The following is a 15014-nucleotide window of genomic DNA, read 5'->3' as shown; positions in this document are numbered from 1 at the left end:
TATATGCCTGCCATCTAAGGGGTCTACATGGAAAGAATCGCCATCAAACCACTGCTCCTCGCTGCAGGCCTGCTGGCATTCATGCCGATGGCCCAGGCGGCTACCACCCTGGTTTACTGCTCCGAAGCCAGCCCCGCCGGTTTTGATCCCAGCCAGTACACCAGCGGCACCGACTTCGATGCCTCGGCCGAAACCGTGTTCAACCGCCTGACCCAGTTCAAGCGCGGCGGCACCGAAGTTGAACCTGGCCTTTCAACCAGCTGGGATATTTCCAAAGACGGCCTGGCGTACACCTTCCATCTGCGCGATGGCGTCAAGTTCCACACCACCGACTTCTTCACCCCCACCCGCGACTTCAATGCGGACGACGTGCTGTTCACCTTCAATCGCCTGCTCGATGCCGAGAGTCCGTTTCGCAAGGCCTACCCGTCCGAGTCGCCCTACTTCACCGACATGGGCTTGAACACCACGATCAAAAGCGTCGAAAAACTCGACGACCACACCGTGCGTTTCAACCTCAACAATGTCGACGCCTCGTTCGTGCAGAACCTGGCCATGAGCTTCGCCTCTATCCAGTCCGCCGAATACGCCGCGCAGTTGCTCAAGCAAGGCAAGGCCGAAGACATCAACCAGAAGCCGGTCGGCACCGGTCCGTTTGTGTTCAAGCGTTACCAGAAGGATTCGCAGATCCGCTACGTGGCCAATAAACAGTATTGGAAGCCCGAGGATGTGAAGCTCGACAACCTGGTGTTCGCGATCACCCCGGATGCGGCCTCGCGCCTGCAAAAACTCAAGGCCGGTGAATGCCAGGTCAGCGGTTATCCGCGCCCGCAGGACATTGAAGTGATCAAGCAGGACCCTAACCTGCGCGTGCAGCAGCAGGCGGGGTTCAACCTGGGCTTCCTCGCCTACAACGTGACCCACCCACCGCTGGATCAGCTCAAGGTGCGCCAGGCGCTGGACATGGCCATCGACAAGCCGGCGATCATCAAGGCTGTTTACCAGGACGCCGGACAATTGGCGCAGAACGCCCTGCCTCCGGCGCAGTGGTCCTATGACTCGACGATCAAGGACGCGCCCCACGATCCGACCAAGGCCAAGGCGCTACTCCAAGAAGCAGGTATCGCCCCCGGCACCACGATCAACCTGTGGGCGATGACCGTTCAGCGCGCCTCCAACCCGAACGCGCGCATGTCGGCGCAGATGATCCAGCAGGACTGGGCCAAGGTAGGCATCAAGGCCAATATCGTCAGCTATGAGTGGGGCGAATACATCAAACGCGCCAAGAACGGCGAACACGACGCCATGATCTACGGCTGGACCGGCGACAACGGAGACCCGGATAACTGGCTGGGTGTGCTCTACAGTTGTGCCGCGGTCAAGGGCAGCAACTACGCCAAATGGTGTAACCCGGCCTACGACAAGCTGGTACAGCAGGCCAAGGTCAGCAATGACCGCGAGCAGCGCATCAAGTGGTATCAGCAGGCACAGAAAATCCTTAAGGAACAAGTGCCTATAACGCCTATTGCAAACTCGACGGTTTTCCAGCCACTGCGCAAGGAAGTGCAGGACTTCAAGATCAGCCCGTTTGGGCTGACACCGTTCTACGGCGTGAGTCTGGAGAAGTAACACAAGCGCCCCAACCGAGTGCGCCAGACGCCTCGGCCGGGCGTTTCTGGTGCGCCTCATGCACCGAAAAAACGCTCTAAATATATGCATTTATGTCAAAACTTTCATAAATGCGACATTCCTGTACGTTCGTACCACACTTTGAGCCTTGCAGCGGTTCAGCGTCTTGCAATGGGTATGGCGCCTGCATAAGTATCCGCAGGCCGACTCACGAGGTCGCCCTCACCACCAAAAATGACAACAAATCATGAGGCCAACATGCTCAAACACGCAGTCCTTCCGTTATTAGTGAGCGCGGGCCTAATGGCCGCCGCCCCTGCAGCCCTTGCGGCAACTAACCTGGTGTTCTGCTCCGAAGGGAGCCCGGCCGGTTTCGATCCAGGCCAGTACACCACCGGAACAGACTTCGATGCCTCGGCCGAAACCATGTTCAACCGTCTGAGCCAGTTCGAACGTGGCGGCACCGCCGTGGTACCCGGCCTGGCCACCAGCTGGGACGTGTCCCCGGATGGCCTGACGTACACCTTCCACCTGCGCGAAGGCGTCAAGTTCCACACCACCCCGTACTTCAAGCCGACTCGTGAATTCTCGGCAGACGACGTACTGTTCACGTTCAACCGGATGATCAATAAAGACGATCCATTCCGTAAGGCCTACCCCACCGAGTTCCCGTACTTCACGGACATGGGGATGGACACCAACATCAAGAACATCGAGAAAGTCGATGACCACACCGTCAAGTTCACCCTTGGCACCGTGGACGCGGCTTTCATCCAGAACCTGGCCATGAGCTTCGCCTCGATCCAGTCCGCCGAATATGCCGCTCAGCTGTTGAAGGAAGGCAAGCCTGCCGACATCAACCAGAAGCCTATCGGTACCGGCCCGTTCGTGTTCAAGAGCTACCAGAAAGACTCGAACATTCGCTACACCGGCAACAAGGACTACTGGAAACCTGAAGACGTGAAGATCGACAACCTGATCTTCGCCATCACCACCGACCCGTCGGTGCGTATCCAGAAGCTCAAGAAAAACGAATGCCAGATCACCCTGTTCCCACGTCCGGCCGACCTCAAGGCGCTGGGCGAAGACAAGGACCTGAAACTGCCGCACCAGGCCGGTTTCAACCTGGGCTACATCGCCTACAACGTCATGCCGGTACTCAAGGGCCAGACCGCAGCCAACCCGCTGTCCGACCTGCGCGTACGTGAAGCACTGGACATGTCGGTGAACAAGCAGCAGATCATCGACTCCGTTTACCAGGGCGCTGGCCAACTGGCCGTCAACGCCATGCCGCCGACCCAGTGGTCCTACGACACCACCATCAAAGATGCCAAGTTCGACCCTGCCAAAGCCAAGGAATTGCTCAAGGAAGCCGGCGTCAAGGAAGGCACCGAGATCACCCTGTGGGCCATGCCGGTACAGCGTCCATACAACCCCAACGCCAAGCTGATGGCCGAGATGCTGCAGAACGACTGGAAACAGATCGGCCTGAAGGTCAACATCGTCAGCTATGAGTGGGGCGAGTACATCAAACGCTCCAAAGGCGGCGAGAACCAGGCCATGATCATTGGCTGGAGCGGCGACAATGGTGACCCGGACAACTGGCTGAACGTGCTGTTCGGCTGCGACTCCCTGGCCGGCAACAACTTCTCCAAGTGGTGTGACAAGAAATTCGACGGCATCGTGAAAGAAGCCAAGGCCACCTCCGATGTCGCCAAACGCACCGAGCTGTACAAGCAGGCGCAACATATCCTCAAAGATGCAGTACCGATGACACCCATCGCGCACTCGACGGTGTATCAACCCATGCGCAACACCGTGCAGGACTTCAAGATCAGCCCGTTTGGCTTGAACTCCTTCTACGGCGTCAGCGTAAGCGGCAAGTAAACATCACTGACGGCGACGTTTCATAACGTCGCCGTTATTGTTTCCGCCCGGACCGTAGGGAAAAGACTACATACGCATCCACTGCGTCCTACAGCAGCGGACTGCGATATGTGCATCCACTGCCTACATGGTCCATCCGATTTTGCGCATTTACTGCGAAGTCCGCGAACCATAACGTCGCAGGACAGCACAGAGGCTACGTTCGGAAAGGCACTTGCTGTGTGTGGGATCAGTAATGTCACCCTGGCAGGACGCCAGGGTGATTGCTTGCTGATCGATAACTACAAACAAGGATTGGGATCGTCATGCGCCATACCACCGTTCTATCCGCGATTTTCGGCACCAGCCTGCTGGCTGCAGCCACGCTGGGCCAGGCCGCCGACAAGAAGAGCCTGGTGTTCTGCTCCGAAGGCAGCCCGGCAGGCTTCGACACCGCGCAATACACCACGGCCACCGACAACGACGCGGCCGAGCCGCTGTACAACCGCCTGGTCGAGTTTGAAAAGGGTGAGACCAATGTGGTGCCTGGCCTGGCGACCAAGTGGGACATTTCCGAAGACGGCCTGACCTACACTTTTCACCTGCGCGAAGGGGTGAAATTCCACAGCAACAAGGAATTCAAGCCGACGCGGGATTTCAATGCCGACGACGTGCTGTTCACCTTCAACCGCATGCTTGACGCCGAGCATCCGTTCCGCAAGGCCTACCCCACCGAGTTTCCCTACTTCAACGGGATGAGCCTGAACAAGAACATCGCCAAGGTCGAGAAAACCGGCCCGTACACCGTGGTCATGACCCTGAATACGGTCGATGCCGCGTTCGTGCAGAACATCGCCATGAGCTTCGCCTCCATCCTCTCGGCCGAATACGCCGAGCAGCTGCTCAAGGAAGGCAAGCCCAGCGACATCAACCAGAAGCCGATCGGCACCGGCCCGTTCGTGTTCCAGCGCTACCAGAAGGATTCGCAGATCCGTTATGTAGCCAACAAGCAGTATTGGGACCCAAGCCGGGTCAAGCTCGACCAATTGATCTTCGCCATCAACACCGATGCGTCGGTGCGTGTGCAAAAGCTCAAGGCCGGCGAATGCCAGGTCACCCTGCACCCGCGCCCGGCCGACGTCGACGCGCTCAAGGCCGACCCGAACCTGCAATTGCTGACCAAGCCTGGCTTCAACCTGGGCTACATCGCCTACAACGTGCGCCACAAACCGTTCGACCAGCTCGAAGTGCGCCAGGCGCTGGACATGGCGGTGAACAAGCAGAGCATCCTCAACGCCGTGTACCAGGGCGCGGGGCAACTGGCGGTCAACGCCATGCCGCCCACGCAGTGGTCCTACGACGACAGCATCAAGGACGCTGCCTACAATCCGGAAAAAGCCCGGGAACTGCTCAAGGCCGCCGGCGTGAAGGAAGGCACCGAAATCACCCTGTGGGCCATGCCGGTGCAACGTCCCTACAACCCCAACGCCAAGCTGATGGCCGAAATGCTGCAGAACGATTGGGCCAAGATCGGCCTGAAAGTGAAGATCGTCAGCTACGAGTGGGGGGAATACATCAAGCGCACCAAGAACGGTGAGCACGATGTGAGCCTGATCGGCTGGACCGGTGACAATGGTGATCCGGACAACTGGCTGGGCACGCTCTACAGCTGCGACGCCATCGGCGGGAACAACTACTCCATGTGGTGCGACCCGGCCTACGACAAGCTGATCAAGCAAGCCAAGGTCGTCACCGACCGCGAACAACGCACCGTTTTGTACAAACAGGCGCAGAAATTGCTTAAAAGCCAGGTGCCGATCACACCAGTCGCCCACTCGACGGTCAATCAGCCGTTAAGCACCAAAGTCGAAGGTTTCAAAGTGAGCCCCTTCGGCCGCAACGTGTTCTCGGGCGTCAGTATCAACCCATAAGAAACTAACCGGATTGCAGAGAGCGAATCGGGCTCTCGCGCAGACGTGCGGCTTTTTGTAGCGAAATTTCCTACAGCAAACGTTTGCAACAGCTTGAACGAGTTACACACCCAATAGCCGGTTCACCTAAAAAGACCGGCATAAAAAAAGAGAACCAAAGGAGCTCCACCCATGAAACTGAGCAACAAAGCGCTTCTGGCCCTGGCCATCAGCAGCATCACGGCAACCGCCTTCGCCGACACGCAAAGCCAGGATTTCGTTCCTACCACACTGGCAGGCACCAGCGCCCAAAGCGAAGCCAAGGGTTTTGTCGACGGCGCAAGCCTGGGCGGTACCACCCGTAACTGGTTCTCCAACGAACAACGGTTTCGTGGCGGCAAGTTCACTTACCAGAAGCACGGTGAAGCACGCACTGACGCCTACCGTACCAACTGGGTACAAGGCACCATCCTCAACCTGAGCTCGGGCTTTACTCAGGGCACCGTGGGCGTGGCCACCGAAGTGGCGGCCTACAACGCAATCGTGCTGGACCGCAGCAAACGTGACATCAAGGGTGGCTCCAACCGTACCCTGGCCGACTCCGACGGCGACGCAGTCGACCAGTGGAGCAAACTGGGCCTGGCCAACGTCAAGTTCCGTGTCTCGAACACCACCTTGACCGCCGGCCGTCAAAACTTCAGCAGCGGCATCGTCGACACCATCGGCAACCGTGCGCTGCCGTCGAGCTTTGAAGGTTTTTCCCTCAACAGCGAAGAGTTCAGCAACCTGTCGTTCCAGGGCGCTTACTTCGACCGCGTATCGCCACGTACCGAGCAGAGCCTGTCGAAATTCCGTACCGAATACGGCAACGGCCAGGAAGCCGACCACGTCTACACCGCAGGCGTGAACTACCAGCCGTTCAAGAGCCTGAAAACCAGCTTCTTCGGCGCTCAGGTCAAAGACTTCTGGAACCAGTACTACTTCGGCGCTACCCATGAACTGGGTGACAGCCAGCAACTGAGCCTGACCACCGGCCTGAACTACTACAAGACCGTCGACGAAGGCAAAAAGTTGATGGGCAAGATCGACAACGATACTTACTCGCTGTCGCTCGGCCTGACTCACCAGGCTCACAGCCTGACCTTCTCGTACCAGCAAGTGAACGGTAACGAGTACTTCGACTACCTGCACGAAACCAACGGCATCTACCTGGCCAACTCCTTGACCTCTGACTTCAACGGTCCGAACGAGAAGTCCTTCCAGGTTGCCTATGGCATCAACATGGCCGAATACGGCGTGCCAGGCCTGAAGTTCAACATCTACTCGGCTCGCGGCTGGGGCATCGACGGCACCCACTACACCGGCGACGGTGGCGTGAAAGGCTTCGCTTACAACGGCATCCAATCCCAGAACGGCGAGCACCACCAGGAATACGGCGTTGGCAGCTCCTACGCCATCCAGAGTGGCCCTCTGAAAGCCACCACCCTTCGCGCTACCTACGTGACTCACCGCGCCAGCGAAAACCAGTCTGACGGTAACCTGCGTGAATTCCGCCTGGTCACCACCATCCCGTTCAACATCCTTTAATTAGCACCAGGTATACGGCGGGCTCCCAGGAGCCCGCCGTATACGTTTGTCTGGTCCCATCGATTGCAGAGGGCTCTGAATGAAAATGCTCCCGCTACAAGCCGCCATTGCTGCTGCGCTGTTGAGCGTTGCGATCGGCGTTTCGGCCAAACCGCTGGTGGTCTGCACCGAAGCCAGCCCGGAAGGTTTTGACCCGGTGCTGTACACCACCGCCGTCACCGCCGACGCCGCGGCCGAAACCATGTTCAACCGCCTGGTGGACTTCAAGCCCGGCACTACCGAGATCGTGCCCGCGCTCGCCACCTCCTGGGAAATCAGTGAGGACGGTCTGACCTACACGTTCCATCTGCGTGACGACGTCAAGTTCCACACCACCGACTACTTCAAACCCACGCGCAACATGAATGCCGATGACGTGCTTTGGAGCTTCCAGCGCCAGCTGGACCCGAAACACCCGTGGCACAACAAGTCCAACGTGGGCTACCCGTACTTTGAAAGCATGGGCTTCAAGGATCTCCTCAAGAGCGTAGAGAAGACCGACGACCACACCGTGGTCTTCACGCTGACGCGCCCTGAAGCACCGTTCCTGGCCGATGTTGCGATGCCGTTCACCGCCATCCACTCCGCCGAATACGCCGACAAGCTGCTCGCTGCCGGCAAGACCGACGAGCTCAACAGCAAGCCGATCGGCACCGGACCGTTCATCTTCACCCGCTACCAGAAAGACGCCCAAGTGCGCTTCAAGGCCAACCCGGAGTATTTCCGTGGCAAGCCTCCAGCCGACCCGTTGATTCTGGCCATTGCGGTCGACAACAACGTGCGCCTGCAAAAGCTCAAGGCCAACGAGTGCCAGATTGCGCTGTATCCCAAGCCCGATGACCTGCCCAGTATCAAGAACGACCCGAACCTTAAGGTCGCTGAACTGGCGGCAATGACCACCGCCTACACCGCCCTGAACACCACCCACAAGTACATGAGCGACGCACGGGTGCGCCACGCGATCAACATTGCGTTCGACAAAAAGGGCTACAACGAATCGCTGTATGGCAAAGGCAACGCCGTCGACGCCACCGGCCCTTACCCGCCGACGCTGCTGGGCTTCAGCGACAAGCTGAAAAACCCGCCTCGCGACCTCGACAAGGCCCGTGCCCTGCTCAAGGAAGCGGGCGTGCCGGAAGGCACCGAGTTCACCCTGTTCACCCGTAACGGTGGCGGCCCGACCAACCCCAACCCGATGCTCGGCGCCCAGCGCATGCAGGCGGATCTGGCGCAGATTGGCCTGAAGCTGAATATCAAAGTTATGGAATGGGGCGAAATGCTCAAGCGTGCTAAAAACGGCGAGCACGACATGGTTTCCGCCGGCTGGGCCGGTGACAACGGTGACCCGGATAACTTCCTCACGCCCAACTTGAGTTGCGATGCAGCCAAAAACGGCGAAAACTACGCCCGCTGGTGTAACAAAGAGTTTCAGGACTTGATCGACAAGGCGCGCGCAATCTCTGAACCCGCCCAGCGCGCCGCACTCTATGAACAGGCCATGGACGTTTTCGACAAGGATCAACCCTGGATTCCCATGGCCTACCCGAAAATGTTCACCGCCATGCGTAAAAACGTCGAGGGTTATATCCAAAGCCCTCTGACCACAAATAACTTCGCCACCACCCAGGTGAAGTAAATAAGAGAAACGCTCGGCACCGTCGACATTGACGGTGCCGAACCTGCCTAACCGGCTGATTGAGGTAAACGACAAGATGTTTAGTTTTATTGCCCGCCGACTGGGGTTACTGATCCCCACGTTCTTCGGCATCACGTTGCTGACGTTTGCGTTGATTCGCATGATCCCCGGCGACCCCGTAGAAGTCATGATGGGCGAACGCCGCGTCGACCCCGAGATGCACGCACAGGCAATGGAGCGCCTTGGCCTTAACAAGCCCCTGTATGCGCAATACCTGGACTATGTCGGCAAGCTCGCCCAGGGCGACCTTGGCGAATCGCTGCGCACGCGCACCAGCGTGTGGACCGAGTTCACCGCTCTCTTTCCCGCGACCCTGGAACTGTCCATGGCCGCCCTGTTGTTCGCCGGCATCCTGGGCCTTCTGGCCGGGGTGATCGCGGCACTCAAGCGAGGATCCCTGTTCGACCACGGGGTGATGGGCATCTCCCTGGCGGGATATTCGATGCCAATCTTCTGGTGGGGCCTGATCCTGATCATGTTCTTCTCGGTAAGCCTGGGCTGGACTCCGGTGTCCGGGCGTATCGACCTGCTCTACGACATCGAGCCGCGCACCGGCTTCATGCTCATCGACACGCTGCTGGCTGACGAGCCGGACGCGTTCTGGGATGCGCTGCACCACCTGATCCTGCCCGCCATCGTGCTGGGTACCATTCCGCTGGCGGTGATCGCGCGGATGACCCGTTCGTCCATGCTCGAAGTGCTGCGTGAGGACTACATCCGTACCGCCAAGGCCAAGGGCCTGTCGCCGGCGCGCGTGGTGTTCGTCCACGGCCTGCGCAACGCGCTGATCCCGGTGCTCACCGTGGTTGGCCTGCAAGTCGGCACGCTGCTGGCCGGTGCGGTCCTGACCGAAACCATCTTCTCGTGGCCCGGCATCGGCAAATGGCTGATCGAAGCCATTGGCGCGCGGGACTACCCGGTGGTGCAAAACGGCATCCTGCTGATCGCCTGCCTGGTGATCCTGGTGAACTTCGTGGTGGATATCCTCTACGGCTTCGCCAACCCACGCATCCGTCACCAGCGCTGAGATCATGACCATGACCACACCTACACAAGCGTCGGCAGTCGATCAAAGCCTGCTGTACCCGTCCCCGTACAAAGAATTCTGGCAAGCCTTCTCCAAAAACAAAGGCGCGGTTGCCGGCCTGGCATTCATGCTGCTGATCGTGTTCTGCGCGATCTTCGCCCCCTGGGTTGCGCCACATAACCCCAGCGAGCAGTACCGTGACTTCCTGCTGACCCCGCCGTCGTGGCTCGAAGGCGGGCAGATCCAGTTCCTGCTCGGCACCGATGAGCTGGGTCGCGACCTGCTCTCGCGCCTGATCCAGGGCTCGCGCCTGTCGCTGCTGATCGGCCTGTCGTCGGTGGTGATGTCGCTGATCCCGGGCATCCTGCTGGGCCTGTTCGCCGGGTTCTTCCCGCGCTTGCTCGGGCCGACCATCATGCGTCTGATGGACATCATGCTGGCCCTGCCGTCGCTGCTGCTGGCCGTTGCCATCGTCGCGATCCTCGGCCCTGGCCTGATCAACACCGTGATCGCCATCGCTATCGTCTCGCTGCCGTCCTATGTGCGTCTGACCCGCGCGGCGGTGATGGGCGAACTGAACCGTGACTACGTGACCGCCGCGCGCCTGGCCGGTGCCGGGTTGCCACGCCTGATGTTCATCACCGTGTTGCCCAACTGCATGGCGCCGCTGATCGTGCAGGCCACGCTGAGCTTCTCCTCGGCGATTCTCGACGCAGCCGCCCTGGGCTTCCTCGGCCTTGGCGTGCAACCGCCAACCCCGGAGTGGGGCACCATGCTGGCCTCGGCCCGTGACTACATCGAACGCGCCTGGTGGGTCGTGAGCCTGCCGGGTCTGACCATTTTGCTCAGCGTGCTGGCAATCAACTTGATGGGCGACGGCCTGCGCGATGCGCTGGACCCGAAACTCAAGAACGCCGCCTGAGGAGATTTCCATGTCACTGTTAGAAATCAAGAATCTCAATGTGCGCTTCGGCGACAAGACCGCCGTACCGGTGGTCGACGGCCTCGACCTTTCGGTCGACAAAGGCGAAGTACTGGCCATCGTTGGCGAATCGGGCTCGGGTAAATCCGTGACCATGATGGCGCTGATGGGCCTGATCGAGCACCCCGGCATCGTCACCGCCGATGCGCTGACCTTCGACGGCAAGGACATGCTCAAGCTGAGCAACCGCCAGCGCCGCCAGATCGTCGGCAAAGACCTGGCGATGGTGTTCCAGGACCCGATGACCGCGTTGAACCCCAGCTACACCGTGGGTTTCCAGATTGAAGAAGTGCTGCGCCTGCACCTGAAAATGTCCGGCAAGCAAGCCCGCAAACGTGCCATCGAGTTGCTGGAAAAAGTCGAGATCCCGGGCGCCGCCAGCCGTATGGACGCCTACCCGCACCAACTGTCCGGCGGTATGAGCCAGCGTGTGGCAATCGCCATGGCGATTGCCGGCGAGCCCAAGCTGCTGATCGCGGATGAGCCGACCACTGCGCTGGACGTGACCATCCAGGCACAGATCATGGAACTGCTGCTGGCCCTGCAGAAAGAGCAGAACATGGGCCTGGTGCTGATCACCCACGACCTCGCGGTGGTGGCCGAAACCGCCCAGCGCGTCTGCGTGATGTATGCAGGCCAGGCCGTGGAAGTCGGCCAGGTGCCGCAACTGTTCGACATCCCGGCGCACCCCTACAGCGAAGCGCTGCTCAAGGCGATCCCCGAGCACAGCCTTGGCGCCACGCGCCTGGCCACCCTGCCGGGCATCGTGCCGGGCCGCTATGACCGTCCACAAGGCTGCCTGCTGTCGCCGCGCTGCCCGTACGTGCAGGACAACTGCCGTACCCAGCGCCCGACACTCGACCCTAAAACCAACAGCCTGGCGCGCTGCTTCTACCCCTTGAACCAGGAGGTGGCGTAATGGCCGTCGTTCTTACCGCCCGCGACCTGACCCGTCACTACGAAGTGTCCCGTGGCCTGTTCAAGGGCCACGCGCTGGTACGCGCGCTCAATGGTGTGTCGTTCGAACTGGAAGCCGGCAAGACTCTCGCCGTGGTAGGCGAGTCGGGTTGCGGCAAATCCACCCTGGCCCGCGCTCTGACGCTGATCGAAGAGCCGTCTTCGGGCTCACTGCAAATCGCAGGGCAAGAAGTCGCCGGCGCCGACAAGGCCCAGCGCAAGCAACTGCGCAAAGACGTGCAAATGGTGTTCCAGAGCCCATACGCCTCGTTGAACCCGCGCCAGAAAGTCGGTGACCAGCTCGGCGAGCCGCTGCTGATCAACACTGATCTGTCCGCCGCCGAGCGCCGCGAGAAAGTGCAGGCGATGATGAAGCAGGTGGGCCTGCGCCCCGAGCATTATCAGCGCTACCCGCACATGTTCTCCGGCGGCCAGCGCCAGCGTATCGCCCTGGCCCGCGCCATGATGCTGCAACCCAAGGTGCTGGTGGCGGACGAACCGACCTCGGCGCTCGACGTCTCGATCCAGGCCCAGGTGCTCAACCTGTTCATGGACCTGCAGCAGGAGTTCAACACCGCCTACGTGTTCATCTCCCACAACCTGGCGGTGGTGCAGCACGTTGCCGACGACGTGATGGTGATGTACCTCGGCCGCCCGGTTGAGGTGGGCCCCAAGGAAGACATCTACGCGCGTCCGCTTCACCCGTACACCCAGGCACTGCTCTCGGCTACCCCCACGATCCATCCGGACCCGAACAAGCCGAAGATCAAGATCGTCGGCGAGCTGCCCAACCCGCTGAACCCGCCGTCCGGCTGCGCGTTCCACAAGCGCTGCCCATACGCGACAGCACGGTGCAGCACCGAGGAGCCGATGTTGCGCCCGCTGGATAATCGGCAGGTGGCTTGCCACTACGCAGAGCAATTCGTGGCCTGACCTCCTGCAGGAGCAAGCTCGCGCCTACAGTAAACCGCGTTCTACAGCCCTTCCCGTCAGGTTGCGCATCAGCCTGGCAGGAGGGGTTTTTTATTGCGTGACTCAGGTTTCCCCGTCGTCAAAGGTTTCACTGTCTTCGCCTTCGTTGATGGGATTTTCCGGGTCCTTGATGTCTGTGGGCTGAGACTGCGGTTTCCAGCTGCCTGAGTTGACCTCGTTCTGCTTTCTCTTTGTGACGGGGCCGGTGTCTTTCCATTGGGGAACACCCAGCTCCGCCGACGCAGGTAAAGCCGTCAAGCCTAGCGCTGCCACCAATACCAAAGGGATGGCGTATTGAACATTTCGCACAGTGGTCTCCTTTACAGTCGATGGGTACACGCTAGACCCGATGTGGGGTTAGCGCCAATCGCTGGCTGGTCAGGAGGGGGTTGTGGTGTACATATCCGTTGCTGCGGTAACGGCGGCTCGGTGTGACCGCACTCCGGCCAGCGTGGTTGACGGGGCGCTTCAGATCAAAAGCCAAAGCAGAGCAAAAGCAGTGTGATATCCATCAGACAAATGGAGATGCACATGTGGGAGGGGGCTTGCTCCCGATAGCGGAGTGTCAGTCAGCTTATACGTAGCTGACCCACTGCTATCGGGAGCAAGCCCCCTCCCACATTTAAAGCGTACGCGGGGTTAGCGCGCAGACCTTAGTGATGCTCACGCGTTGCGCGGAATTTCACGTCCGGCCATCGCTCTTCCATCAATGCCAGGTTAACCCGCGTCGGCGCCAGATACGTGAGGTGCCCACCGCCATCCACCGCAAGGTTCTCCACCGCCTTGTTGGAAAACTCTTCCAGCTTCTTCTTGTCACCACACTCAATCCAGCGCGCCGAATACACGGTGATCGGCTCATAGGAGCACTCCACCTTGTATTCCTCTTTCAAACGGCTGGCGACCACGTCGAACTGCAGCACCCCCACGGCGCCGAGGATGATGTCGTTGCTGCGCTCGGGGAAGAACACCTGGGTGGCGCCCTCTTCCGCCAACTGCTGCAGACCCTGGCGCAGTTGCTTGGACTTGAGCGGGTCACGCAGGCGTACGCGGCGGAACAGTTCCGGGGCGAAGTGCGGGATGCCGGTGAAGCCCAGCGCTTCGCCTTCGGTGAAGGTGTCGCCGATCTGGATGGTGCCGTGGTTGTGCAGGCCGATGATGTCGCCGGCGAACGCTTCTTCCAGTTGCTCACGCTCGGAGGAGAAGAACGTCAGGGCATCGCCAATGCGCACGTCCTTGCCGGTGCGCACATGGCGCATCTTCATGCCTTTCTCGTACTTGCCGGAGCAAATGCGCATGAAGGCAATACGGTCGCGGTGCTTGGGGTCCATGTTCGCCTGGATCTTGAACACGAAGCCTGTGAATTTCTCTTCCACCGGCTCCACGGTGCGCTCGTTGGCGACACGGGCCAGCGGGCGCGGAGCCCAGTCGACCACCGCGTCCAGCACGTGATCGACACCGAAGTTACCCAGCGCGGTACCGAAGAACACCGGGGTCAGTTGGCCGTCGAGGAACTCCTGCTGGTTGAACTCATGGCAGGCGCCTTGCACCAATTCCAGCTGATCGACAAAACGGTCGTACTCGTCACCCAGGTGGGCGCGGGCTTCGTCCGAGTCTAGCTTCTCGATGATCTTGGTTTCGGTGCGCTCATGTCCGTGGCCGGCGGTGTAGACAATGATGTAGTCGTCGGCCAGGTGGTACACGCCCTTGAAGTCGCGGTAGCAACCGATCGGCCAGGTGATCGGCGCAGCCTTGATCTTCAGGACCGCTTCGATTTCGTCGAGCAGCTCGATGGGGTCGCGGATGTCGCGGTCGAGTTTGTTGATGAAGCTGACGATCGGCGTGTCACGCAGTCGGCACACGTCCATCAGCGCGATGGTGCGTGGCTCGACGCCTTTACCGCCGTCGAGCACCATCAACGCCGAGTCCACGGCGGTGAGGGTGCGGTAGGTGTCTTCGGAAAAGTCTTCGTGGCCGGGGGTGTCGAGCAGGTTGACCATGTGGTCGCGATACGGGAACTGCATGACCGACGTGGTAATGGAGATACCCCGTTGCTTTTCCATTTCCATCCAGTCGGAGGTGGCATGGCGGTCGGATTTGCGCGATTTCACCGTGCCGGCCACCGCGATTGCCTTGCCCATCAGCAACAGCTTCTCGGTGATGGTGGTCTTACCGGCATCGGGGTGGGAAATAATAGCGAAAGTGCGGCGTTTCGCGACTTCGGCGGCCTGGTGGGTCATGGGAAATCGCCTGGCAGGTGAGTCAAAAAAGGGGCGCGAGTATAGCGCAAACCCCACGGTTCGGACCACCGTTCACCCGATCAGGGGTGGCTAAATGCTGCCAAGTGTGGAA

At 60.0% G+C, this 15014-nt stretch carries 11 protein-coding genes; 9 read left to right on the top strand and 2 right to left on the bottom strand.

What is annotated here, in order from left to right; all coding sequences use genetic code 11:
- Nucleotides 1-27: 27 nt before the first annotated feature.
- From H045_RS00950 to H045_RS00910, 9 genes are all read left to right on the top strand, one after another.
- Nucleotides 28-1629, top strand: a complete 1602-nt coding sequence (locus H045_RS00950; protein WP_015371159.1) for an ABC transporter substrate-binding protein — start codon at nt 28-30, stop codon at nt 1627-1629.
- 258 nt (nt 1630-1887) lie between these two features.
- Complete coding sequence (locus tag H045_RS00945; RefSeq protein WP_004372286.1) at nt 1888-3516, top strand: ABC transporter substrate-binding protein; 1629 nt, start codon at nt 1888-1890, stop codon at nt 3514-3516.
- A gap of 305 nt (nt 3517-3821) precedes the next feature.
- Complete coding sequence (locus H045_RS00940; protein WP_004372287.1) at nt 3822-5426, top strand: ABC transporter substrate-binding protein; 1605 nt, start codon at nt 3822-3824, stop codon at nt 5424-5426.
- 171 nt (nt 5427-5597) lie between these two features.
- Nucleotides 5598-6992 carry an OprD family porin gene (locus H045_RS00935; RefSeq protein WP_004372289.1) on the top strand — a complete coding sequence of 465 codons (1395 nt, stop codon included), beginning with the start codon at nt 5598-5600 and terminating at the stop codon, nt 6990-6992.
- Nucleotides 6993-7071: 79 nt separating this feature from the next.
- On the top strand, nt 7072-8667 hold the full coding sequence (locus H045_RS00930) for an ABC transporter substrate-binding protein (protein ID WP_004372291.1): 1596 nt from the start codon (nt 7072-7074) through the stop codon (nt 8665-8667).
- 76 nt (nt 8668-8743) lie between these two features.
- Nucleotides 8744-9754, top strand: a complete 1011-nt coding sequence (locus H045_RS00925; protein WP_003171721.1) for an ABC transporter permease subunit — start codon at nt 8744-8746, stop codon at nt 9752-9754.
- Nucleotides 9755-9764: 10 nt separating this feature from the next.
- On the top strand, nt 9765-10676 hold the full coding sequence (locus tag H045_RS00920) for an ABC transporter permease subunit (RefSeq protein ID WP_004372295.1): 912 nt from the start codon (nt 9765-9767) through the stop codon (nt 10674-10676).
- 10 nt (nt 10677-10686) lie between these two features.
- On the top strand, nt 10687-11655 hold the full coding sequence (locus tag H045_RS00915; RefSeq protein ID WP_004372297.1) for an ABC transporter ATP-binding protein: 969 nt from the start codon (nt 10687-10689) through the stop codon (nt 11653-11655).
- Nucleotides 11655-12626: a peptide ABC transporter ATP-binding protein gene (locus tag H045_RS00910; RefSeq protein ID WP_004372299.1), complete on the top strand. Its 972-nt coding sequence runs from the start codon at nt 11655-11657 to the stop codon at nt 12624-12626. Before H045_RS00915 ends, H045_RS00910 begins: the two co-directional genes overlap by 1 nt.
- A gap of 102 nt (nt 12627-12728) precedes the next feature.
- Here H045_RS00910 and H045_RS00905 read toward each other — a convergent pair whose 3' ends face one another.
- Both H045_RS00905 and H045_RS00900 read right to left on the bottom strand, forming a co-directional pair.
- Entirely contained in the window at nt 12729-12974 is a 246-nt protein-coding gene (locus H045_RS00905) for a hypothetical protein (RefSeq protein ID WP_004372301.1), read from the bottom strand.
- Between the two features lie 344 nt (nt 12975-13318).
- Complete coding sequence (locus H045_RS00900; protein ID WP_004372303.1) at nt 13319-14902, bottom strand: peptide chain release factor 3; 1584 nt, start codon at nt 14900-14902, stop codon at nt 13319-13321.
- Nucleotides 14903-15014: the final 112 nt, after the last annotated feature.

This window comes from Pseudomonas poae RE*1-1-14 (assembly GCF_000336465.1).
Taxonomy (GTDB): domain Bacteria; phylum Pseudomonadota; class Gammaproteobacteria; order Pseudomonadales; family Pseudomonadaceae; genus Aquipseudomonas; species Aquipseudomonas poae.
Note: the sequence above shows the minus strand (reverse complement) of the source record. Positions and strands in the feature narration are given on the sequence as shown.